The organism is Bacillus sp. HMSC036E02 (assembly GCF_001836235.1).
Taxonomy (GTDB): domain Bacteria; phylum Bacillota; class Bacilli; order Bacillales; family Bacillaceae_G; genus Bacillus_A; species Bacillus_A cereus.
This window is the reverse complement of record NZ_KV827806.1, coordinates 1-22033: the sequence shown is the minus strand read 5'-3', so window position 1 is coordinate 22033 and position 22033 is coordinate 1. Positions and strand designations below refer to the sequence as shown.

Below are 22033 nucleotides of genomic sequence, written 5' to 3'. Positions count from 1 at the left end.
AATTTGAAAATATATTAAAATATATTGTCTAATTTCTTACAGAATGCGCAACTTGCTAGTCGAATATAAGGACTTTTGGTTATAATAAAAAGGAATTATTAATTGTATCGGTTAGGAGCGCAGCACATATGAAAACAGTTGTTGTTATCGGTGGAGGTATAACGGGACTTTCTACTATGTTTTATTTAGAAAAATTAAAAAAGGATTATAATATCGATTTAAATTTAATTCTTATTGAGAAAGAAGAGTATTTAGGTGGTAAAATCCATAGTGTGGAAGAAAAGGATTTCATTATGGAGTCAGGAGCGGATTCAATCGTTGCTCGTAATGAATATGTTATGCCACTTGTAAAAGATTTAAATTTAGAAGATGAAATGGTATATAATGAAACGGGTATTTCTTACATATATTCTGAAAACATGTTACATCCGATTCCTTCTGATACTATATTTGGGATACCGATGAGCGCCCAGTCTTTGTTTAGCAGTACGCTAGTCTCAACGAAAGGGAAAATCGTAGCTTTAAAAGATTTCATAACGAAAAATAAAGAGTTTACGAAAGATACATCACTTGCTCTATTTTTAGAAAGTTTCTTAGGGAAAGAGTTAGTGGAAAGACAAATTGCTCCTGTACTTTCAGGCGTATATTCTGGTAAATTGAATGAGCTTACAATGGCATCTACATTACCGTATTTACTGGATTATAAAAATAAGTATGGAAGTATTATTAAAGGTTTTGAAGAGAATAAAAAACAATTTCAATCAGCAGGAAATAAAAAATTCGTATCATTTAAAGGTGGACTATCTACGATAATTAATTGCTTAGAAGAAGTGCTCACTGAAACTGTCGTAAAAAAAGGTGCTATAACGACGGCTGTAAGTAAACAAGAAGATCGATATGAGATTTCTTTTGTAAATCATGAAACAATACAAGCTGATTATGTTGTTTTAGCAGCTCCGCATGATATAGCACAAACTTTATTACAGTCTAATGAGTTAAATGAGCAGTTTAATACATTTAAAAACTCATCTCTTATAAGTATTTACTTAGGATTTGACATACTAGATGAACAACTACCAGCTGACGGCACAGGGTTTATTGTAACGGAAAACAGTGATTTACATTGTGATGCTTGTACATGGACAAGTCGAAAGTGGAAACATACATCGGGTAAACAAAAATTATTAGTAAGAATGTTTTATAAGAGCACCAATCCGGTATATGAAACAATCAAAAATTATAGTGAAGAAGAATTAGTACGAGTAGCTTTATATGATATTGAAAAGAGTCTCGGAATTAAAGGTGAACCAGAAGTAGTCGAAGTTACAAATTGGAAAGATTTAATGCCGAAATATCATTTAGAACATAATCAAGCGGTTCAAGCATTGCAAGAAAAAATGACGAATCTTTATCCAAATGTATATTTAGCTGGTGCCTCATATTATGGTGTCGGAATTGGTGCGTGTATTGGAAATGGAAAGAATATAGCCAATGAAATAATGGCTACATTAAATAAATAATACTGTAGAATAAATAAAAGCTGTTCCTTCAGCAAAATGGAGGAACAGTTTTTATTTATTTTATTTGAATGGAAATTGTATTGTTTTTTACATTGTTTTCTTTTAATGTTAATGTTATTTCTCCAGACTCTTTAAATGAATACGGTGATAGTTGATAAATATCTTTTATATCATGTTTTTCTTGTAATTTATTTACCGGTATTGATACGATATTTGGCTTCCATGTTTCTTGTTTTCCTGAAGGATATTCTATAAGTATTACCGGATTTTTTAACTGTATTGTTTTCCAAGAGACGAAATATAGTTGTACTTCTGTATCTTTTTTTAATAATTCTTCGGAGAAATAACCGAATTCGCCTACATTACCGAAAACAGTATAGTTTTGATTTTTTAATTTAATATCTAAATAACTAGGTTGATATGTTACCGCATGATAAGTTCCATATGAAAGTGAGAGTATGGCAGCGATTAAAATACCGATTGAAAATGTCCTAAAGCTATTACCTTTAAAGCTAGTCATCATGAATGAGTTTGGTGTGAATTTTTTTGCGAATAAAAAAATAAGTAATATGAGTAAGAGGGATAAGCCGATGAATATATACATAGATTTTTACACCTCCATAGCGCAAAATGGATTAACTATATTTTACCATAAATGTATGGGTTAGGGTGGTTGTTTAGAAGGAAAAAATGAAGGAACAAATTCTTTACAGTTCTTGATAATTTAAAATTTGATTTATGAAAATTATAGTGTCATGTTTGAGTCGCAATCAGAAGGTATCCAATTCGTGTATATAGAATAAAGAGGGAATGCGCCATTAGAAATGTTTGACTTATGGAACAATAAGGACTTTACTAATTATACATATTTTTTCTGATATAATGAATGAGTAGAGAGAAAGGAGTGATCCTATGGCATTTCCTATATTAGAAACAGAACGCTTACGTTTAGTTGAAATAGAACAATCTTATTGTCAAAAAATATATGAAATCTTTTCATTGGATGAAGTGACGTGTTATTACGGTATGAATTCTTTTACGGAGTTTGGACAAGCTTCACGTATGATCGAATCTTTTTCAAAAAATTACTTTGAGAAAAAGGCAATACGATGGGGAATTGTGTTAAAAGAAACGAACGTTTTAATAGGAACAATTGGACTAAACAATTTACAATTATGGAGTAAACGATCTGAGATTGGATATGATCTGCATCCTCGCTATTGGGGAAATGGTTATGCTTCAGAAGCAGCTGGAGAAATTATTAATTATGGATTTAAAGATTTAGGTTTGTTTAGAATTGGAGCTATTACATATCCTGAAAATGTTACTTCTTGTAGAATGTTATCTAAAATTGGCTTCCAAAAGGAAGGGCTATTGCGCGGATATATTCATCAAGGAAATAAGCAACATGATGCATTATTGTATTCTATAGTGCGAACTGATGTTGAGGACATAAATTTATAATAAAAAAAACCTCTTAATTAAAAGAGGTTTTTTTTATTATAAATTAACCTAATTTAGGTAATAAACGTTCTCCGCTTTTCATGCTACTTTTACATAAAGGGCATTTAGGCTCTTCTTCAAATGAAAAGTTCTTTCTCATCCATCCTAAACAATCCTCTGATTCACATTCCCAAACAGGGGTTTGTTCTGGTGGTACTTCTGCTACATCGTTCTTTCGATTGCGATACATGTAACCACTCCTTTTATGTAAAAAATTTTAGTTATATATTAAAAAGGTTGTTAACCTTGCTGGTAACAACCTTTTTATTGTTTGAATTATAGCTTTACAACGTTTTTAGCTTGAGGTCCGCGGTTACCTTCTTCAACTTCAAAGCTAACTTCTTGACCTTCGTCAAGAGACTTGAAGCCGTCGCCAGTGATAGCTGAGAAGTGAACGAATACATCGTTACCGTCTGCAACTTCGATGAAACCGAAACCTTTTTCGCTGTTAAACCATTTTACTTTACCTGTTAATGTCATGGTAATGCCTCCTAAAAGTAGAAAAATTACAATATGATCGGCCTTATTTGAATGAAAATAAAATTTCACATATTATCAAAAACCCATAAGGAGTACAAACTGTCCCTGATTGATACTTGATAATATGCAAAGAAAATATAGTGTTAAATTGACCTTAATTACTATCTTACAACAAATGGTGGGAAATAGCAAGTGCTGGTAATACCACTGAGTAATCTGGGTGATAATAGTAAAGGCACAAAGGAACCTCTTTTATTTATATATTATTCCTAATTGGGATTTATGCAAAATCATGTAAGAAAAACTTAGAGTAAATATTAATAATATATTTTTCGTGGTAAAATATGGTTGGTTACTGTTGGTAGTTAAATATTATAAAAGGAGAAAAGAAAGTGAAAAATAATTCATTTATAATAATTGAAGCAGCAAAAGCAGGGAGAAAAAAGGTCCATCCAGTCTTTGCTGTAATATTAGCCATTATATTTTTGACTTTAGGCGAACTTTTTATGTTATTTATGTTATTTTTACCGAAAGCTGAAACGATATTCATGAAAGGTATTTATGACAATGTTAGAATGGTGTTAACGTTTGGCGGAGCTATATTTATTTTATTTATATGGGTTCGTTTTGTAGAAAAAAGACCTTTTTCATCCATTGGCTTTTGGAAAGAGAAATGGATGAGAAAGTATTTAAAAGGTGCGTTAATAGGGTTTTTATTTATTTCAACGCCAGTTATTCTACTATTATTAATGGGGAGTGTGAAATTGCAAGTACAACATATTACCTCAACAGTGATAGTAGGAATAGTAGGATCTCTAGTTGCATTCTTAATACAAGGGGCAACGGAAGAAATTATTGTACGAGGTTGGTTATTCCCGGTTCTTTCTGTTAGAAGTCGTATATGGGTTGGAATAATTGTAACTTCATTTTTATTTGGATTTCTTCATCTACTTAATCCAGGAATTACAATATTATCTATATCGAATATAATATTAGTGGGTGTTTTCGCAGCTTTATATGTATTGAAAGAAGACGGTCTGTGGGGAATATGTGCATGGCACTCAATTTGGAACTGGGCTCAATATAATGTATATGGTTTTGCAGTTAGTGGCACAACTGTATATTCTACTCCAATTTTTAAGTCTATAACAAATGGACCAGAAACATTGCATGGAGGCACGTTCGGAATTGAAGGTAGTATCATTACAACAATCATGCTCACTGTCGCTTCAATTATTTTATGGAGAAAGTTATGGGGAAGAAAAGCGAAACAACGAAATTTTAGTTAATGAAAGAGGGAGAAACTATGGGGATAATAGCATTTGAGGGAGCAAGCGCTGTTGGTAAAAGTACCACGTGCCGTGAATTAGAAAAGAATTATGGTGCTTATATAATACCTGAAGTGAATTCTTTATTTGAAAGACCAAAAAATGAACATAGAACATGGTATTTTGAAAAACAAGTTGAGCGCTGGAATATAGCTGTTCAGAAGTCAAAGCAATATGAATTAGTAATACTCGATGGCGATATATATCAGCCACTTAGTTATAATTGGTGTTTTCATTTTGATATATTTAATCAGCCATTATCTTTAATAGAAAATTTTTATAAAGAAAAGATGATAAATAGGGAAATTGGTTTTCCAGATCAATATTTTTATTTATATACGAACGATGAAGAACTTAGAAAACGGAAAGTATCTGATGAAACGAAAAGAAGGAGAAACTTTGAAAAACATTTACATATATCAAAATCGTTTCAGCATTATTATGAAAATTTAAATACTGTTACAGATGGGTATTGTAAATTAATTGAGGCAAAAAGTGTAAGAAATAATGAATTAGAAATAGTGAGAAACTCACAAAATTTGAACGTGTGTGAAGAAAGACGTTTTGATGTTTCGAAGTTAGATGCTATTACGAAGTGGTTAAAAGAAAATCGTGCATAAAGTAAAAACAACGAGTGTTGTAGAACGCGCTCGTTGTTTTTTTGTTTCTTTATAAATATAAAGGAAAAATTTGTAGAATATTTTCATTATTTAACAGAATAATCTTTCAATTTTAAAGAAAAAGAAATACAATATGAGGAAGTATATATAAATAATATGATAGGGGATGGGATGCGATATTTTGAATGAAGTAACAGTTTTTATATAAGAAATAATTAGGTAGTCAGAACGGAGATATTTGGGAGGAAACAAGCGAGATGAAAACATTTTTGAAAATAATAGGTGTTATAGCTGGTATGGCGGTAATTGGAGTAGGTTTAACATATGGTATGCTGCATTATTTAAATAATAGTAAACCAGCTGCGAAAAAGGCATCACCAGCTGCTCCAGCAGTAGAAGTATTAGCTGATAGTAACGTAAAAGCAGAAGATGCAAAGCTTTTGGAAAATGGAAATTATTCATTGCCGAACAGTGGTTTTAATAAAAATTTTAAATGGACAGATGAGAACATACAGACAGCATTACATGAAATGGCACATCAAAAAGCGAAAGCTGATCAAAAGTGGGGCTATATTTTTATTACACAAGAGCGGATTGAAAGCTTAATTGATATTGTAAAGAGTAATGATCTTGTACAGGGAAGTACATATGTAGAAATTTTAGAACGATGGAAACAAGGAAAATATGAAAAGGTTGATGGGGATCATAATAAGATTTGGAAATTACAAAGTGGGAATTTAGGAGAAGGAAAAGGAGTAATGTCGGAAGCTGAGCAAAAAGAATTAATTAATCAAGTGTTTATGAACAAAGGTACATATTCAGGTAGTAAATTAATTGCAGGTGGGGGACAGACTAATAAATAGTATACTAATTAATGAAAGAGAGTAATTGCTTATTAGGCAATTACTCTTTTTCTATGTACATCTTAATATTTTAGTCTCGTTCAAGTAAGGAAAGGAACGATTGTAATACCGGGGAAATCCATCTAGATTTATGATAGATTACATAACTTTGAATAACTGTTGGAGTTTCGATAGGTTGAAAACATAGTTGTCCTTTTTGGCAACTTTCTTGTACAACGATATAAGGAAGAATTGAAATGCCTAACTCACACATAACGGATTGTTTAATGACTTCAACATTGGAAGTTTCAAATGTTTTAGCTGGAATATTTCCACTTTGACATAAAAAACGATCTACCATTGGCCTATAGCCGCAGCTTTGTTCTGTAAAAATGAACTGGGTGTCCTGTAATAACTGGAATGGATTTGTATGCGCAGAGGAATAAGCTGGTAAAATCCATCCAAATGTTTCATTACTAAAAGTACGCGTAATAAAATCATTATGTTCTATACTTTCTCCAATTATGAAGACAACGTCTGTTTCTCCTTCACGTAATTTTTGTAATGCTTGTTCATTTGTGTTTGTTTCAAGTACGATATTTACTTTTGGATTTTTCTGTTTGTAAGTACGTAATAATTGTGGTAATCGGTATACCGCTAATGATTCATTAGATGTAATACTTAATGTACCTTCTAAATAATCTTTATTTTGGGGGATTTCTCGCGCTTTTTCATATATTGAAAGTAATTCTAATGCATAAGGATGAAATTGATGACCTGCTTTTGTAAGTAGCACTTTTTTCCCTAACCGATCGAAAAGAGGAATATGTAAATCGTTCTCTAAAGCTTTCATATGTGCTGTAACAGTAGATTGCGCATAACCTAGCGCATGCGCAGCCTTAGAAAAATTACCATACTTCACAATGGCGCAAAATGTTTTAACATGTCTCATTTCCATAAACGATCCCTCTTTTATTATCATGATTTGTGAATGATTATATCATGTATTTTAATTTTCCAAATGATTAAATTCTGTATAAAATGAAATTGTAGAAATATTCATTTAGGTGATATTGGAGGAGAAAAGATGAAAAAAAAGGGCTATCATGTAGCTGTTGTTGGGGCTACAGGTGCGGTAGGGCAAAAAATTATTGAACTGTTAGAGAATGAAATGAAGTTTAATATAGTTGAAGTTACATTGCTTTCGTCAAAACGATCCGCTGGTAAGAAAGTAAGATTCAAAGGACGAGAGATAATTATAAAAGAGGCAAAAACAACTAGCTTTGAAGGTGTAGATATTGCCTTTTTTAGCGCTGGGGGAGAAGTATCTAGACAATTTGTAACTCATGCAGTTTCTAGTGGTGCGATTGTAATTGATAACACAAGTGAGTACCGAATGGCACAAGGTGTACCGCTCGTTGTTCCGGAAGTGAATGCGCATACTTTAAAGCAGCATAAAGGTATCATTGCAGTTCCAAATTGTTCAGCATTACAGATGGTAACAGCACTTCAGCCGATTCGAAAATCATTCGGTTTAGAAAGAATTATCGTTTCAACATATCAAGCCGTATCGGGTTCTGGCATTCATGCGATTCATGAATTACAAGAGCAGGCTAAGTCTATGCTTGCTGGTGAAGAAGTGAAAAGTAATATATTACCGGCGAAAAAAGATAAAAAACATTACCCAATAGCGTTTAATGTACTGCCTCAAGTAGATATATTTACAGACAATGATTTTACTTTTGAAGAAGTAAAAATGATTCAAGAAACGAAGAAAATATTAGAAGATGAAAACCTGAAAATGGCAGCTACTTGTGTACGTGTTCCAGTTGTATCAGGGCATTCAGAATCGGTTTATATAGAACTGGAAAAAGAAGCAACCGTTACGGAAATTAAGGAAGTATTAATGGATGCACCAGGTGTTATTTTGCAGGATAACCCTAGTAAACAGCTGTATCCAATGCCATTATATGCAGAAGGGAAAATAGATACATTTGTCGGAAGAATACGTAAAGATCCTGATATGCCAAACGGATTCCACCTCTGGATTGTTTCTGATAACCTATTAAAAGGTGCGGCTTGGAATTCAGTTCAAATCGCAGAGACTTTAGTAGAAAAGGGAATACTTTAATCTAGTTTGAAAAACCGGGGAATCGATAATCATTTTCCGGTTTTTATCCCGCTATTTGCTGGGCAGTAAGACCCCCACTGATTAAAGCTTCACTTTATTTAATAATTGTTTTCTTTATTTCGCCCAACTTTAATTTAAATTAGTCGTTATTGAACTTTTACAAATATCTACTTTATGTGCAGTGAAGCGTAAGGTTTTGGATTCTGCATGAATTGTTAGGTTAATAATAATCGATAACGGCATTTCGACCATTTTCACAATATCTTCTATAGCAATATACTCATTTTCTGCTTCGTTATAATAAACAACAGAACGAATTACTGCCTCGTTATTTTCAATGTCAATTTCAAACATCATAGGGAATTTTTCACCATTATGTAAGAATAGTTTGCCTAGTACGATTGAACCGTTTAGCTCCTCTGTAAAATTAGTAGTTGCTGCTGGTTTTACCCATGTTTCGTCATGTTCTTCGTTTTCCTCTTCATCTATTGCCCATTCCCAAATGGGGTTTTGTTTTAGGTCTTCAATAGTTAATTCATCAATTGGTTTGCAATTGCTCATACATAAATTCTCCTTTTGCTTTGATAAATAAGTTTCTTAGTTTCATGAATTAGATGATTGCTTATAAGTGGGGACAATGTATTGTTTTTGTTTATCGGATGTCAAATCACTTTATTTTGGAACTCTATTATTACCATAATCTTAACAAGGCAATTATCAGTTAGCAAATAATCATTAGTTGAGAGTTTTGATGAGGTCTGATGTGAAGGAAAGATAGTGAAAAACAACAGGAATGAATAAAAGTTCTTTAGTACTATGTGGTATAATATGGTAGTGTAAAGAGTGCGTTTATACAGGAGGGATTACCAATGCTAAAAGTTATGTTACCATTTGTTCTTATCTTTTTTCTTGTTATTGCGATGTATATTGCTTATCAAAAGAGAAAAAAATCTGGGATAAAAGGATTGAAAAGTGCGTTAACTTCTATTTGCTTCTTTTTACTCGCAATCTTAAATATGTTTGCATATTGGTTTCACTTTGGCGGTGCTTTTACTTGGTTATTTTCAATTGTATTATTGCTAGTTGGTGCATATTTTACTAAATATATTCCAATATCTAAAAAGGTACATTAAAATCTATAAGAGTTTAATATAATGTTTACTTTGTTTTGAAAAGAGATTATTCTACTAGATCGTTGTGAAACGGTTTCATAGGATAATCTCTTTTGTTTAGTTTTGGAAAGAACGTACTGTACTTTTTAGTTGCTCAATAAATTCTCGAGTTGCAGCACACATATATTTATCTTTTCTATAAATTAGCCCTATTTCAATTGTTGGAGTAGGGTTTTCTATTTTAATAGCTTGAATGTTTTTATTTTGTAAAAAGTCTATATATGGTTTGGGTAACACTGTAATTCCCATTCCTTTGGAAACCATTTGGATTAAAGATTCCATCGTGCTAATTTCTAAAATTGGTCTTGGTTTAAAGTTGAATTTTTGGCAATGAGATGTAATTAGTTCGGTTAAAAAGAAATTTTTAGGTAAAAGAATTAAAGGGTAGTTCTGTAATTCAGCAATAGATACATGATTACGTTCAGCTAATCGATGACCAGTTGGCACGACTAATGTAAGATCGCTTTTGTATAGAGGGATAGAGATAATCTCTTTATCTTGCACCGGGAGAAATGTAATTCCAATATCTAGTTCGTTTCGTAATAGTTTTTCACGAATATCTCCTGTGCGAAGCCCTAATACAGAAAGCTCTATATTGGGATATAAATTATTGAAATTTAAAATAGTTAGTGGTAGTAAATAATTTAGGACGGTTAACAAAGCCCCTATTGTTAAGGAACCTTGCTGTAATCCGTTTAGATCTTGAATAGCTGAACGAGCTTGTTCGACTTCATGAAAAATGATTTTACTATGTGATAATAAAATCTTCCCTGCTTCAGTTAAAGATATTTTTTTACCAATTCGATCGAAAAGTGGCATTCCTACTTCATGCTCTAATGCACGTATTTGTTGACTTAGAGAAGGCTGTGAAATATTTAATTTCTCAGCTGCTTTTGTGAAATGTAATTCTTTTGAAACAGCTAAAAAGTATTCAAGTTGTCGTAATTCGATTGGAATCACCTCAAGTATAATAATAGGTTATACCTATCATTATTATATAAATAATTGAATTGAACAATGATTTTAGAGGTTTTATAATCATTTTTATATAACAGAGAGGGTTGTAAAAATTAATCGAGAGAAAATACATGTAACACCTTTAAAGGAGGAAATAGAATGGCTAATGAATATCAATTATTATCTTTAAATATAGGATTACCAAAAGAGGTTACATACGGCGGAAAAGTAATTCATACAGGCATAAATAAGAAACAAGTAAAGGAACCGGTATATTTATCCTTTGTAAAATTTAATGGGGATGGACAAGCTGACTTAGTTCATCATGGAGGAGTAGATAAAGCAGTTTGTGTTTATACTGGTGATCACTATCCATATTGGGAAAAAGAATTGAATCAAGATTTTGTATATGGGGCTTTCGGAGAAAATATAACAGTTAGTGGTATGCGCGAAGAGGATGTTTGTATTGGTGATACGTTTGAGCTAGGACAGGCAATCGTACAGGTAACACAACCAAGGCAACCTTGTTTTAAATTAGCAAAAAAATATAATATTCCAAAGTTACCACTATATTTTCAAGAAACAGGATATACAGGATTTTATTTTCGTGTATTAAAAGAAGGATGGGTATCATCAGTCGACACCTTAAAAAGACTACAGTCTGATCCAAAAGGTGTTTCAGTAGCATTCGCTAACCGTATTATGCATAAGGAAAAACAAAATATTGAAGGGGTAAAAAGGATATTAGAAGTAAATGCACTTTCAAATAGTTGGAGAAAGTCTTTTGAAAAGCGTATAAGTGGAGAAGAAATTAATACGAAGGAAAGACTTGAAGGGATAAAAGAATAAAAATATTTTATTATAAATAGTGTATTTCTATTAGTAAAAGCTAATTAGAAAGCGCTATTTTTATAAAATAAACTAATTAATATCCGAAAATCTTAATATTTTTTTATTCGACTTATTTTCAAATAGTCGAAACATAAAATTAATTAGACTTTTTTTTTATGTTTTATGATAGTATATTGATTGGTAAGACCTCTATTTTTAAGAGTAGGTCATATAAGTATATCTAATTTAATGGAATTTAACATTTGGAGGTACAACATGGGGAATGTTGAAAAATTGGCAAGTCTTCTAATAGAAGAACCGAAAAGAGAGCAGTTATTTCCTTTATTTGAAGAAGTGTTTGGAATTACAACTCAAACATTGAATGATTTTTCGGATAAAGGATATTGGGATGATACATATAAAGCTTTATCATTTTTACAAGAAGATAAAGTGATTGCAAATGTTGCGGCATTTTCACTCCCATTATTAATTAATGGTGAAAAAATAAATGCGGCGGGTATTCAATCAGTAATGACACACCCTAATTTCCGTAGACAAGGGCTAATGACACAATTAATGAGTAAAATGATAGAAAAAATCGATAAGAAATGTGAATGTGCATTATTGTTTACGGAAAAACCTGAACTATATACAGCATTTGGATTTAAAGTTGTGCAGGAATATTTGATGACTATACCATATGATAAAAATATTAATAATAACCATTCACTACTTAAAAAGTTAGATTTCTATAATATAGAGAATAGACAGTTAATACATGAAACGATTGATAGTAGCCAAAGACTTTCAAATAGTTTTTCAACTTTAAACTTCCATCCTTCATTTTATTTGAATATGTATGATTCGGAATGGAATGAGAAATTGTATTATTCAGAGAAACTAGATGCTTTAATCGTTTATGAAGTAGACAATGAAAAGTTGAAATTATTTGGAGTATTTGCGCCAGTACTTCCGGTTTTAGATGAATTATGTGGAGAAATCAATGAAAGGTTTACCGAAATCGAATTTTATTTTTCTCCGGATCAATTAGGGGTTGAGGATGTACAGTTTACAGAATTACAGTCTAGCAAGTATTTAATGGTTCGAAGTGATAAAGAGTTAGATTTTAAAGGTTATAAATTCCCAGTATTAGCGGAGTTTTAAATATTTGTATAAAGGTTTTATTATGGAGGAACTATGAATATATCATATATACCTAAACATGTTGAGCAGCTCACTATAATGAATGTTCCTGAATATTATAAAATTAATGACAAGCAGGCGTTTATTGTCCGTTCGAAAGCAGAAACAGATTTTTGGCTTAAAACACATTATGGTTTTGAAGTCATGAATGGTCATGTATTTTATAATGAAATGATGACAGACTTTCAAGCTGAAGTACAATTGTGTATGAATCCAAATTCAAAATACGATCAAGCAGGTCTTTTTGTTATGATTTCGGAAAAGTGTTGGTTGAAAACTTCATTAGAGTATATTCCAGATGGCCCTTCTCATTTAGGAGCTGTCGTAACGAATAATGGATATTCTGACTGGTCAACGCAAGATTATCCAACTGAAGCAGCTAAGCAACAACTTCGTTTTCGAATTATTCGAAAACGCGGTGATTATACAATATATGTGAAAAAGAGCCATCAATGGGAACAAATAAGAATCGCTCATTTAATGGAGGATATAGGGAATGAGCCTATTAAAATAGGTTTTTACACGTGTAGTCCTTCTAAAAATAAGGGATTTGAGACTGAGTTTTTAAATTTTACAATTGAAGAAATATAGATGAAAAAACCGTATTCTTTTCATTAAGAATGCGGTTTTTGTATTTATATAATATAAAGCACATTTATTGACCAGAAAGTCATTAATACTTATCATTTAATAATGTTAAATATTAATTTGCATAATATAATAAAAGTAATGAAGAAATTACAAAAAATATCAATTAAATAAGGAGGGATATGAATTATTCAGTGGTAATTTCATGGGAAAAGGAGATTATGTATGAAATCATTTCGTAAGTTATTACAGTATTTAAAACCATACATGTTCTTCGCTATTATTGGACCGCTATTTATGGTACTTGAGGTTGCGATGGACTTAATTCAACCGACTATTATGCAACATATCATTGATGTTGGGATTGCAAATCGGGATTTAAATTATGTAATAAAAATGGGGCTTCTTATGATAGGAGCAGCAGCACTCGGTTTAGTTGGAGGGCTTGGGTGTATGATGTATTCTACAAAAGCAGCTGTTAATTTCGCTACTGACATACGAAAAGATGTGTTTGCGAAAATAGAAACATTTTCTAGTAATAATCGTGATTCATTTGGAACAGGTAAATTATTAACGATCGTGACGAATGATATCACTTCCATTCAATCAGCAATGACAATGACATTACGTGTTCTCGTTCGTGGTCCGCTGTTATTTATGGGAAGTATAATTATTGTTTTTGTAACAGCAAGAGAGTTATTTCCAATATTACTTGTAGTTGTTCCGATTTTATTACTTGCGATTATTTTAATTGCAAGCAAAGCAAGTGGTACATTTAAAAAGGTGCAAGAGGCATTGGACAAAGTGAATACAAAGTTACAAGAAAATTTATCTGGTGTACGTGTTATAAAAGCGTATGTAAGACAAAAATATGAAATCGCTCAATTCGGAAGTGTAAATACAAATTTAACGAAGATAAATATTCGAGCTGTGCAACTTATTTCTTTAATGATGCCAATCATTATGCTAGTTGTAAGTGGCGGGATTGTCGCAACATTATGGATTGGTGGAGAAAAAGTATTCAATGGAACGCTTCAAGTAGGAGCGATTTTGGCATTTATTAATTACTTGAATATCATTTTAATGTCACTTATGTCGATTAGCATGGTATTTATTCAAATTGCGCGAGCTTTTCCATCTGCGGATCGTGTACAGCAAGTGTTAAATACCGAGGTTGATATTATAAGCGCAGCTAATGCAATCGAACCTGAGAAAATCGAGGGGAATATCGAATTTAAAAATGTTAGTTATAGCTATACGAAAAATAATGAATACGTTTTAAAGGATATTTCGTTTAGCATACAAAAAGGTGAAAAAGTAGGGGTTATTGGATCAACTGGAAGTGGTAAATCTACCTTAGCGAAACTGTTACCACGTCTATATGATGTGGATCAAGGTGAAATATGTATAGATGGAATAGATGTTAAAACATATGATTTGCAAAAACTCCGTGCTTCAATAGGGTTTGTACCTCAGAAGGCTTTGTTGTTCTCAGGTAGTATAGAAGAGAATTTACGTTATGGTAAAGAAAATGCAACACATGATGAGCTGGAAGTAGCAGCTGCATCAGCTTGTGCGACTGAGTTTATCAATAAGCTGGAAGAATCTTATCGATATAATTTAACACAAGGTGCGACAAATCTATCAGGTGGACAAAAACAACGTGTATCAATTGCAAGGGCACTTGTGAGAAAACCACCGATTCTCATATTAGATGATTCTACATCAGCAGTTGATGCAAAATCAGAGGCTACTATTCAAACAGCTTTAAAAACAAAATATAAAGGCACAACGACATTATTAATCGCGTCCAAAATTTCTTCCATAATGGATGCGGATAAAATACTTGTATTAGATAATGGTGAATTAGTTGGCAATGGTACACATGAACAATTGTTAGAACGAAGTGAGATTTATCAGGAAATTTATCTTTCCCAAGGTGGTAATTTGCATAAAGAAGGTGGGGAAGAACATGCGTAATTTTCAAGGGCAATTTGCTAATAAAGGTGGACGAAACACACCGAAGATGGGAAAAGCTAAAAATGCCCAAGGAACTGTAATGCGGATATGGAACTATATGGGCTATCAAAAAGCTGCTCTAATGTTTGTTATATTTCTAGTCGTTGTTACTACTTTACTTGGATTATTAGGTCCCTATTTTATGGGAGTCATTATAGATCAATATATTGTACCGAAAGATTTAAGTGGTACAGCAAGAATGTGTATGTTACTTATCGCGATTTACGGTGTAACTGTACTTTTAACATGGTTACAAACATTTGTCATGATTAACGTTGCATTAAAAACAATTCAAAAAATACGACAAGATATTTTTGAGAAAATCCAAACGCTTTCTTTACGGTTCTTTGATGTGCGTTCTCAAGGTGATTTAATGAGCCGTGTGACAAATGATATAGATAATTTGAACCAAGCTTTGACACAAAGTGTTGTACAAATTATTTCATCAGCGCTAACTTTTATAGGTGTAACGATTGCGATGTTCGCCTTAAATTGGATTTTAGCAATTGTAACTTTAATTACAGTACCTATTATGTTTTACGTTACAAAAAAACTAGTTGCATATAGTGGTAAAAACTTTGCGAAGCGTCAAAAAGATTTAGGTGAATTAAATGGATTTATTGAGGAAGCAATTACAGGTGCGGATGTTACGACGTTGTATGGAAAAGAAAAAGAAACTGTACAAAATTTCAATAAAATTAATGAACAGCTAAGAGTTTCAGCTACGAAGGCTGATACATTTTCAGCTTTTATTTTTCCAAGTATGAACTTTATTAATAACTTAGGTATGGGGCTTGTCATTGGGACTGGATCGGTTATGGTCTTAAACGGAATGACAACAGTAGGTGTTATTGCGGCTTTTATTAATTATTCTCGTCAATTCTCAAGACCGTTAAGTCAATTTGCGACTTTAATGAATACAATTCAAGCGGCAGTTGCTGGTGGAGAACGTGTTTTTGAGATTATGGATGAGGTACCAGAAATTCAAAATAAAAAAGACGCATTTGTTGTACAAAATTTACAAGGGCATGTTGCACTTGAGAATGTTTCATTTGGCTATGCAGAGAATAAAACGATTTTAAAAGAAGTGAGTCTTAAAGCGCAGCCAGGAGAGACAATTGCTTTAGTTGGTCCGACTGGATCAGGGAAAACAACAATCATTAATTTGTTAACTCGCTTTTACGATATACAGCAAGGACAAATTCATATTGATGGAAAAGATATAAAAGATTATGATATTAATTCTTTACGAAGTAAAATAGGAGTAGTTTTACAGGATACGTATTTATTTGCGGGTTCGATTATGGATAATATCCGTTATGGACGCTTAGATGCTACTGATGAAGAAGTTATCACTGCAGCTAAGGCAGCATCTGCACATTCTTTTATTAAGCATTTGCCAAATCAATATGAAACAGAAATTGCTTCAGAAGGATCGAATTTAAGTCAAGGACAAAAACAACTTCTTGCGATTGCACGAGCAATTTTAGCAGATGCAGATATATTAATTCTCGATGAAGCGACATCTAATATTGACACAAGAACAGAATTACAAATACAAGCAGGGCTAAATAATTTAATGAGAGGTCGCACAAGTTTTGTGATCGCTCACCGACTTAAAACAATTGAAAAAGCAGATCAAATCCTTGTTATAAAGGATGGAAGAATTTTAGAAAGAGGGAATCATGAGTCTCTTATGGAAGATAGAGGGTTTTATTTTGATCTGTATACGAGTCAGTTTAAAATATAGTAAAAACATTGATATGTTGCGGTTTCTCTTGAGAGGAGAAACCGCATTTTTTATATTTGTAAATATTACTATTCAAATGGTTTTTCACTACATATTTTAACAGCATCCTCCTGCATTCCAGGCAAAACATGTGAATAGCGATTTAATGTTATGAACATATCTTTATAACTGAATTGTTCACTTACAGTCTTTAGATGTATACCTTGTTTCAAAAGTAGCGTAGCATGTGTATAACGTAAATCATAAAATCGAACCTTAAAAATCGGAATTTAAATAAAAAGAGCGCTGTTAAAAGCGCTCTGAGACAAACTATATATTTAGAGAGGAATCAAGATAATATATGGATATTGTTTGAGAATGTTGTAGGTTTTAATTAAAAATAAAGCACACATATAAGTGTGCTTTTATGAACGCTTTAGATTTGTATGACTATATAGTCAACATACAATAAAATATGCTTGTTTGATATAAATGTGTGTCAAATCTATAAAAATATATTTTAGTGTGTATAAGGAACATTAAATGTTAGTTAGCTAAGTCTTTTGTTTTTATCCCGCATTAACGGGCAACCCAATTGGTGAGGGCTAATAATCATGGGGGGATGAACTAAACCCCAATGATTAAAGTTTCACCTTATTAACGAATTTGTGCAACTGTTAACGCTGCAGAACGAATATCTACTGTACCTATTACTTCAACGGGGACAATTTGAATTAGATCACCTGGGTTTAAGTTAATTAGAATGACGCCACTTGATACATCGACTTCACCAGTTCCAATAATATTAGAACGGACTGCGGTTCCGGATCCTGCAATAACATTAGTCGATGAATTTAATGTCAAGAAAAAGCGTGCTGCTTCTGGGGCTACTGGAACGTTATCAAGACTAATCGTTAATGTATAGCTAATTTGATAAATACCAGCTACTTGAATTTTAATACCAGTTCCAGTACTAATTGTATCATTGATTACAGGGACAGTAATGTTAGGATTTGGGCCTGTACTAGGTAATAGTAGTGGTGTAAATAATGTTGCAAATTGAGGTGAAGTAGCATTGAAGGCAAAACCTAGGGCAGGTAGTGTACTAGGTGCTTGTGCTTCACAATTTAAATTAGCGAATTTACGAATGGATGAGCGCATATTTTCACTCCTTTCTTGTATTTAGATTTCGTGAGTATTAACTTCACATTTTGGACAAGCATAATACAATATATGAAAATTTATAGTAGATAGTGCACAAGCGTTACTATTACGGATAAAGCTATGAATAATAATAAATACAATATGGAAAAAGCAGTTAGCTAATTTAGCTAACTGCTTAGTCGATTCTCCAAGAGCAAATAGACGAAAAATTATTGCGCTATATAAAAGATCACTATAGATAAGTGCTCTTTTTGAGAGTGAGTATAAATTTCTATCATTCTATCTAGTATTTGCACTGTATTATGTAGTTGCTACTAAAATTGATGTGAATTTTTAAAATTAGAGGTTTCTTTTAATGAAACCTCTAAAAAGACAACTAAAGTTACGTTATAGTAAATTCAATTGCGATAGGAGTGCCTCCATCTAGGACTGCTCCTCCTACAATAGTAGCAGCTGTAGTAGTCACACCAGTAATAGTATCACCTGTTTGAATAACACCATTAATATAAAGTGTTAAAAAGGCATAAGAAGCAGGGAATGTTGTTACAGCACCAGTGTCATCAGTGAAGTCTGTGTTAGCAAAAGTTAAATCTGCTCCAGCAGCAGTTCCTGTTGCTGCTGTACTTACAAATCGTCTTCCAGCTATAAAAGGTTTAACGATAGGCATTTATGTTCACCCCTTTTTGAAAATTAACTCGGACAAGTGTTTTGAAAGTTTTGTCCTGTATCGTATAATATGCTGTGCTTCTACTAAGAGATACGGCTTGTATACTAGTAAATAAGTATAATTATTATGCGTTTTATAAGTTAGGTTCTTATAAGTAATTAGTAATTAAGTGGTTAAGGTTGGATTTTGTATATGGTATGTTTATGTAAAAAAAAGAGAGCTCTTTTAGAAAGAGCTCTTAATCAAATTATTATCTTAGTGTTGGAGGGAGACTGGCGGCCTCAGTGACAGATGGTAAAAATAATTTCCGTGGTATTGTAATAAATTCAAGCGCAATTTGCTTTGGATAAAAAAGTATTTGAGTTAAATCTAGAGCATGTATTAATAGTATCATGAAGCTTGTAAGAATGATAAAACTACCCCAAAAGAAACTTTTTGAAGTGTTGCGAAAATCTTTTATTAAAGAAAAGAATGAAAAAAATGTGGTAACAATGAGAATGAAAAATTTATACTTATCAGCCATTGTAATCCTCCTAAAGAACAGTAATTTATATTATACCGTATTTTTCAATATTATTATAAAAAGATTTTAAAGTGAATAATAAAAAAAAATAAAGCCATAACTTAAAACATTAGTTTAGGTTCTATTGTTTGAATTCTTTGTTTTAGAAGGTATATAATCTGAATTTGAAAATTTTCCAAATGAATTACCATTTTTTATTTCTGATCCAACATCAAGTGCTTAATGAAATGGTATGAAAGATTATAGGCTAGTGATACGAGATTAAATAAGAGGAATTTGCGTACAGCAAGAGTTCTAGCTCAGATTTCTACTAGAGAAAAGTATTTAGTTGGAGTTGGTATGTTAATAAAAAACGGATAGATGTCGAAACTAAATATTCATGACATTAAGGACAAAGATCAGGAAATATAATTTGGTATTCTGGGAATAACCGGAGATCCGTAGTTAAGGTTGCATAGTATTTGTATTTTTTTTCTAATTTTTCAATTGTTGTTAAGTGATGAGAACCTAATCCACGTCGTACACTATGTTGAGAAAGAGTCGGCCCAATTTGTAATTTTCGTTTTTTCATTGGATCGTTCCATGGACTGTAAAAAAATTTAAAAATAAAAGCAGGTTCCATGTAAATGCTATAAGGATAATGCGAACCATGTCTCCCGACTCTATAGTTCCCGTGCGAATTATTGTGAATTAATCTACCGTTAAGATATAGTTGATTTGGATTAGGTTGAATTATTATGCCGTGATAACGTTGTTTAACAAGCGGAGAACTATATCTTGGATTAGTGTAGCCATAAGTCGGTTCATCAATCATCATAATCATTCTTATTGAAAACATATTGCCGCCCATAGTGCTAAGTGATTTAAAAAATTGTTCTTTATTATAACAGCACAGGAATTCTGTCGTATTCAATACCATTTTCCATCCTGTAATTTCTCTTTCAATTTCCATAACTTCTTGATCAACTAAATAAGCATCAAATTCGAGTGATTTTGAGTTTCGTATTTCCCAATTAGGAGCGAATGTTTTACAGATTTCAACTGAACGATCAGTGGATCCACGATTAATAAGAATGCCATGATCAAATAGCTTTGTATGGTGCATTAACCACCATGGAAGTAAATATTCTTCATTGTAAAAATGAGAAATTAAAGTAGTCTTAATCAAAATCACCTCCGTATTTAACCTGCTTCTTATTTAATATGATATGGAAGGAAACCTATTGTTAGAAGGTTTCCTCTTAAAAGTTTTAAACCACATAGGGTATATGGATGGATTAGTATATAAAGTAGTCTGATTTTTATTTTTTGAATATAAAAAAAGACACTCAATTGAGTGTCAATATAGTATTGCTCTCGCGTATAGGATTGGAGATGTTCCTCAAATACATATTGAGATGGTCTGTAAAGAAGAAACAATCTTCATCTTTAATGTAACATCGACATGGGTGAAGTGTAAATTGATAATATATATACGGAAAATTTAGTATAGATGTTTTCTACTATGGATATAGTAAAATTTATTTTTATTACTTAATCACTATCGTAATATTTATCAATTGAGTATTTAGATTGTTTATTATAAAAAGAATGAATCATTTTTTTAATCAATTCGTATAATTGTAAGAGAGGCACCTGTTGATCCGCCTCCAACTAAATTCACGACGGATAATATACCAAATAATTGTAGTGAGATTGTATTACCAGCATTTAAATTAGTAATTAAGTTATTACTATAATTTGAAGTGGATAAAGTGGGAGAAAAAATAGAGCCAGGAATTGGCGTAGAAGCGTTTAATAGTAGTCTAGTTCCAGCAAGTAGAGCGGTTGTCGTATTAACTTGATAGGTTAAATGATATCTTCCAGTTACAGGAATTGTAAATACGTCATTTGAAGCGTTAACTGTAAAATTACCGAGACTTTGGTTATTTGCAAGTGGAATGTTTGTTCCTCCTAATACGACTGAAACAGAACCACCTGATGTATTATTAGCGAACATAGAGTTTGTTGTAACGATTGAACCAGTACTCCCGGTAGGCCCAGTACTCCCGGTAGATCCAGTACTTCCGGTAGGCCCAGTACTCCCGGTAGATCCAGTACTTCCGGTAGGTCCAGTATTCCCGGTAGGCCCAGTAAGCCTGTAAGGGAAAATAATGTCAAGAGCCATTGACATTAGTTCCTTTTTTCTAATTTCATTATTATCTTGAATATAAATCACCTCATCTTTTTAAATAAGATTGTTATAGATTTACTACTTTTTAAATAGAATGATCAATTTATTATATTAATAATAGTGGCTATAGCAACGGTAAAATGTTTAATACATGTAATAATTATTATGAGAAGAAAAGAGAATAGTTATAAAGTTATTCTTTAATGATAAGGTCTAAATGATATGTATGAGTTAAAAAACATGTGGAATGAGGTATTAACTTGAAACGCAATGACAAATTATCATTGAATAAGGGGATGATAGGACCAGAAAATATTGGACCTACATTTCCGATTCTTCCACCAATTTATATTCCAACCGGAGCAACAGGCCCAACTGGAATAACGGGAGCAACCGGAGCAACAGGCCCAACTGGAATAACGGGACTGCCCGGAATAACAGGAGCAACCGGAATAACGGGACCGCCCGGAATAACAGGAGCAACCGGAGCAACAGGCCCGACTGGAATAACGGGGCCGACCGGAGAAACGGGGCCAAGCGGAATAACGGGAGCAACCGGAGTAACCGGGCTAACCGGAGCAAC

Annotated in this window: 24 protein-coding genes; 13 read left to right on the top strand and 11 right to left on the bottom strand. The window is 32.4% G+C overall.

Translation table 11 applies throughout. From position 1 onward, the window contains the following. The first annotated feature begins 128 nt into the window (after nucleotides 1-128). Nucleotides 129-1520 carry a protoporphyrinogen oxidase gene (locus HMPREF2590_RS02400; protein ID WP_000860357.1) on the top strand — a complete coding sequence of 464 codons (1392 nt, stop codon included), beginning with the start codon at nucleotides 129-131 and terminating at the stop codon, nucleotides 1518-1520. A gap of 55 nt (nucleotides 1521-1575) precedes the next feature. Here HMPREF2590_RS02400 and HMPREF2590_RS02395 read toward each other — a convergent pair whose 3' ends face one another. Beyond that, complete coding sequence (locus HMPREF2590_RS02395) at nucleotides 1576-2124, bottom strand: hypothetical protein (RefSeq protein WP_000275251.1); 549 nt, start codon at nucleotides 2122-2124, stop codon at nucleotides 1576-1578. Nucleotides 2125-2432: 308 nt separating this feature from the next. On the opposite strand from HMPREF2590_RS02395, the gene HMPREF2590_RS02390 reads away from it, so the two are divergent. Further along, entirely contained in the window at nucleotides 2433-2984 is a 552-nt protein-coding gene (locus tag HMPREF2590_RS02390) for a GNAT family N-acetyltransferase (RefSeq protein ID WP_000885392.1), read from the top strand. A 43-nt stretch (nucleotides 2985-3027) separates the two neighbouring features. Here HMPREF2590_RS02390 and HMPREF2590_RS02385 read toward each other — a convergent pair whose 3' ends face one another. After that, nucleotides 3028-3213, bottom strand: a complete 186-nt coding sequence (locus HMPREF2590_RS02385; RefSeq protein WP_000286203.1) for a cold-shock protein — start codon at nucleotides 3211-3213, stop codon at nucleotides 3028-3030. 86 nt (nucleotides 3214-3299) lie between these two features. Then, complete coding sequence (gene cspD / locus HMPREF2590_RS02380; RefSeq protein ID WP_000176366.1) at nucleotides 3300-3503, bottom strand: cold-shock protein CspD; 204 nt, start codon at nucleotides 3501-3503, stop codon at nucleotides 3300-3302. A 392-nt stretch (nucleotides 3504-3895) separates the two neighbouring features. On the opposite strand from cspD, the gene HMPREF2590_RS02375 reads away from it, so the two are divergent. From HMPREF2590_RS02375 to HMPREF2590_RS02365, 3 genes are all read left to right on the top strand, one after another. Next, the gene (locus tag HMPREF2590_RS02375) at nucleotides 3896-4792 is read left to right on the top strand and encodes a CPBP family intramembrane glutamic endopeptidase (protein WP_000794816.1); all 897 of its coding nucleotides are present in this window, start codon (nucleotides 3896-3898) and stop codon (nucleotides 4790-4792) included. Further along, on the top strand, nucleotides 4792-5451 hold the full coding sequence (locus HMPREF2590_RS02370) for a nucleoside/nucleotide kinase family protein (RefSeq protein ID WP_003311927.1): 660 nt from the start codon (nucleotides 4792-4794) through the stop codon (nucleotides 5449-5451). The genes HMPREF2590_RS02375 and HMPREF2590_RS02370 overlap by 1 nt, the downstream gene beginning before the upstream one ends. A 257-nt stretch (nucleotides 5452-5708) precedes the next feature. Beyond that, entirely contained in the window at nucleotides 5709-6314 is a 606-nt protein-coding gene (locus HMPREF2590_RS02365; protein WP_000846982.1) for a PRK06770 family protein, read from the top strand. A 70-nt stretch (nucleotides 6315-6384) separates the two neighbouring features. On the opposite strand, the gene HMPREF2590_RS02360 is transcribed toward HMPREF2590_RS02365, so the two are convergent. Continuing rightward, nucleotides 6385-7251: a LysR family transcriptional regulator gene (locus HMPREF2590_RS02360; protein ID WP_000425903.1), complete on the bottom strand. Its 867-nt coding sequence runs from the start codon at nucleotides 7249-7251 to the stop codon at nucleotides 6385-6387. A 129-nt stretch (nucleotides 7252-7380) separates the two neighbouring features. Here HMPREF2590_RS02360 and HMPREF2590_RS02355 point away from each other — a divergent pair, with 129 nt between their 5' ends. After that, complete coding sequence (locus HMPREF2590_RS02355) at nucleotides 7381-8424, top strand: aspartate-semialdehyde dehydrogenase (RefSeq protein ID WP_000726549.1); 1044 nt, start codon at nucleotides 7381-7383, stop codon at nucleotides 8422-8424. Nucleotides 8425-8553: 129 nt separating this feature from the next. Here HMPREF2590_RS02355 and HMPREF2590_RS02350 read toward each other — a convergent pair whose 3' ends face one another. Continuing rightward, nucleotides 8554-8985, bottom strand: a complete 432-nt coding sequence (locus tag HMPREF2590_RS02350; protein WP_000063767.1) for a hypothetical protein — start codon at nucleotides 8983-8985, stop codon at nucleotides 8554-8556. Between the two features lie 308 nt (nucleotides 8986-9293). Between HMPREF2590_RS02350 and HMPREF2590_RS02345 the strand changes: the two genes are divergently transcribed. Next, on the top strand, nucleotides 9294-9557 hold the full coding sequence (locus HMPREF2590_RS02345) for a hypothetical protein (protein ID WP_000921856.1): 264 nt from the start codon (nucleotides 9294-9296) through the stop codon (nucleotides 9555-9557). A 96-nt stretch (nucleotides 9558-9653) separates the two neighbouring features. On the opposite strand, the gene HMPREF2590_RS02340 is transcribed toward HMPREF2590_RS02345, so the two are convergent. Continuing rightward, nucleotides 9654-10556, bottom strand: coding sequence for a LysR family transcriptional regulator (locus tag HMPREF2590_RS02340; RefSeq protein ID WP_000612232.1), 903 nt, complete (start codon nucleotides 10554-10556; stop codon nucleotides 9654-9656). 156 nt (nucleotides 10557-10712) lie between these two features. Between HMPREF2590_RS02340 and HMPREF2590_RS02335 the strand changes: the two genes are divergently transcribed. The 5 genes from HMPREF2590_RS02335 (at nucleotide 10713) to HMPREF2590_RS02315 (ending at nucleotide 16944) form a co-directional block, all read left to right on the top strand. Beyond that, a complete protein-coding gene (locus HMPREF2590_RS02335) occupies nucleotides 10713-11402 on the top strand; it encodes an MOSC domain-containing protein (protein WP_001262992.1) in 690 nt (229 codons plus the stop codon). Nucleotides 11403-11660: 258 nt separating this feature from the next. Further along, entirely contained in the window at nucleotides 11661-12548 is an 888-nt protein-coding gene (locus HMPREF2590_RS02330; protein WP_000528677.1) for a GNAT family N-acetyltransferase, read from the top strand. Between the two features lie 33 nt (nucleotides 12549-12581). Next, complete coding sequence (locus HMPREF2590_RS02325; RefSeq protein ID WP_001027686.1) at nucleotides 12582-13178, top strand: DUF1349 domain-containing protein; 597 nt, start codon at nucleotides 12582-12584, stop codon at nucleotides 13176-13178. 222 nt (nucleotides 13179-13400) lie between these two features. Next, nucleotides 13401-15155, top strand: coding sequence for an ABC transporter ATP-binding protein (locus HMPREF2590_RS02320; protein WP_000834790.1), 1755 nt, complete (start codon nucleotides 13401-13403; stop codon nucleotides 15153-15155). Then, complete coding sequence (locus HMPREF2590_RS02315) at nucleotides 15148-16944, top strand: ABC transporter ATP-binding protein (protein WP_001243556.1); 1797 nt, start codon at nucleotides 15148-15150, stop codon at nucleotides 16942-16944. The genes HMPREF2590_RS02320 and HMPREF2590_RS02315 overlap by 8 nt, the downstream gene beginning before the upstream one ends. A 636-nt stretch (nucleotides 16945-17580) precedes the next feature. Here the strand turns inward: HMPREF2590_RS02315 and exsF are convergent. From exsF to HMPREF2590_RS02285, 5 genes are all read right to left on the bottom strand, one after another. Further along, on the bottom strand, nucleotides 17581-18084 hold the full coding sequence (exsF, locus tag HMPREF2590_RS02305; protein ID WP_001257880.1) for an exosporium protein ExsF: 504 nt from the start codon (nucleotides 18082-18084) through the stop codon (nucleotides 17581-17583). 385 nt (nucleotides 18085-18469) lie between these two features. Beyond that, the gene (locus HMPREF2590_RS02300; protein WP_001123247.1) at nucleotides 18470-18754 is read right to left on the bottom strand and encodes a DUF4183 domain-containing protein; all 285 of its coding nucleotides are present in this window, start codon (nucleotides 18752-18754) and stop codon (nucleotides 18470-18472) included. Nucleotides 18755-19004: 250 nt separating this feature from the next. Next, nucleotides 19005-19277 carry a hypothetical protein gene (locus HMPREF2590_RS02295; protein WP_000774119.1) on the bottom strand — a complete coding sequence of 91 codons (273 nt, stop codon included), beginning with the start codon at nucleotides 19275-19277 and terminating at the stop codon, nucleotides 19005-19007. 385 nt (nucleotides 19278-19662) lie between these two features. Then, nucleotides 19663-20445 (bottom strand): glycosyltransferase family 2 protein, encoded by a 783-nt coding sequence (locus HMPREF2590_RS02290; RefSeq protein ID WP_000598287.1) that lies wholly within the window; start codon nucleotides 20443-20445, stop codon nucleotides 19663-19665. A 435-nt stretch (nucleotides 20446-20880) separates the two neighbouring features. Continuing rightward, complete coding sequence (locus HMPREF2590_RS02285; RefSeq protein ID WP_044584455.1) at nucleotides 20881-21495, bottom strand: BclA C-terminal domain-containing protein; 615 nt, start codon at nucleotides 21493-21495, stop codon at nucleotides 20881-20883. A gap of 215 nt (nucleotides 21496-21710) precedes the next feature. Here HMPREF2590_RS02285 and HMPREF2590_RS02280 point away from each other — a divergent pair. Continuing rightward, the coding region (locus HMPREF2590_RS02280; RefSeq protein ID WP_141763523.1) for an exosporium leader peptide-containing protein at nucleotides 21711-22033 on the top strand (323 nt) is incomplete at its 3' end.

Bases quoted from the DNA above. Each gene is read 5' to 3' on its own strand.
- HMPREF2590_RS02400 (WP_000860357.1), top strand. From the start codon at position 129: ATGAAAACAGTTGTTGTTATCGGTGGAGGTATAACGGGACTTTCTACT.
- HMPREF2590_RS02395 (WP_000275251.1), bottom strand. From the start codon at position 2,124: ATGTATATATTCATCGGCTTATCCCTCTTACTCATATTACTTATTTTT.
- HMPREF2590_RS02390 (WP_000885392.1), top strand. From the start codon at position 2,433: ATGGCATTTCCTATATTAGAAACAGAACGCTTACGTTTAGTTGAAATA.
- HMPREF2590_RS02385 (WP_000286203.1), bottom strand. From the start codon at position 3,213: ATGTATCGCAATCGAAAGAACGATGTAGCAGAAGTACCACCAGAACAA.
- cspD (WP_000176366.1), bottom strand. From the start codon at position 3,503: ATGACATTAACAGGTAAAGTAAAATGGTTTAACAGCGAAAAAGGTTTC.
- HMPREF2590_RS02370 (WP_003311927.1), top strand. From the start codon at position 4,792: ATGAAAGAGGGAGAAACTATGGGGATAATAGCATTTGAGGGAGCAAGC.
- HMPREF2590_RS02365 (WP_000846982.1), top strand. From the start codon at position 5,709: ATGAAAACATTTTTGAAAATAATAGGTGTTATAGCTGGTATGGCGGTA.
- HMPREF2590_RS02360 (WP_000425903.1), bottom strand. From the start codon at position 7,251: ATGGAAATGAGACATGTTAAAACATTTTGCGCCATTGTGAAGTATGGT.
- HMPREF2590_RS02355 (WP_000726549.1), top strand. From the start codon at position 7,381: ATGAAAAAAAAGGGCTATCATGTAGCTGTTGTTGGGGCTACAGGTGCG.
- HMPREF2590_RS02350 (WP_000063767.1), bottom strand. From the start codon at position 8,985: ATGAGCAATTGCAAACCAATTGATGAATTAACTATTGAAGACCTAAAA.
- HMPREF2590_RS02345 (WP_000921856.1), top strand. From the start codon at position 9,294: ATGCTAAAAGTTATGTTACCATTTGTTCTTATCTTTTTTCTTGTTATT.
- HMPREF2590_RS02335 (WP_001262992.1), top strand. From the start codon at position 10,713: ATGGCTAATGAATATCAATTATTATCTTTAAATATAGGATTACCAAAA.
- HMPREF2590_RS02330 (WP_000528677.1), top strand. From the start codon at position 11,661: ATGGGGAATGTTGAAAAATTGGCAAGTCTTCTAATAGAAGAACCGAAA.
- HMPREF2590_RS02325 (WP_001027686.1), top strand. From the start codon at position 12,582: ATGAATATATCATATATACCTAAACATGTTGAGCAGCTCACTATAATG.
- HMPREF2590_RS02320 (WP_000834790.1), top strand. From the start codon at position 13,401: ATGAAATCATTTCGTAAGTTATTACAGTATTTAAAACCATACATGTTC.
- HMPREF2590_RS02315 (WP_001243556.1), top strand. From the start codon at position 15,148: ATGCGTAATTTTCAAGGGCAATTTGCTAATAAAGGTGGACGAAACACA.
- exsF (WP_001257880.1), bottom strand. From the start codon at position 18,084: ATGCGCTCATCCATTCGTAAATTCGCTAATTTAAATTGTGAAGCACAA.
- HMPREF2590_RS02300 (WP_001123247.1), bottom strand. From the start codon at position 18,754: ATGCCTATCGTTAAACCTTTTATAGCTGGAAGACGATTTGTAAGTACA.
- HMPREF2590_RS02295 (WP_000774119.1), bottom strand. From the start codon at position 19,277: ATGGCTGATAAGTATAAATTTTTCATTCTCATTGTTACCACATTTTTT.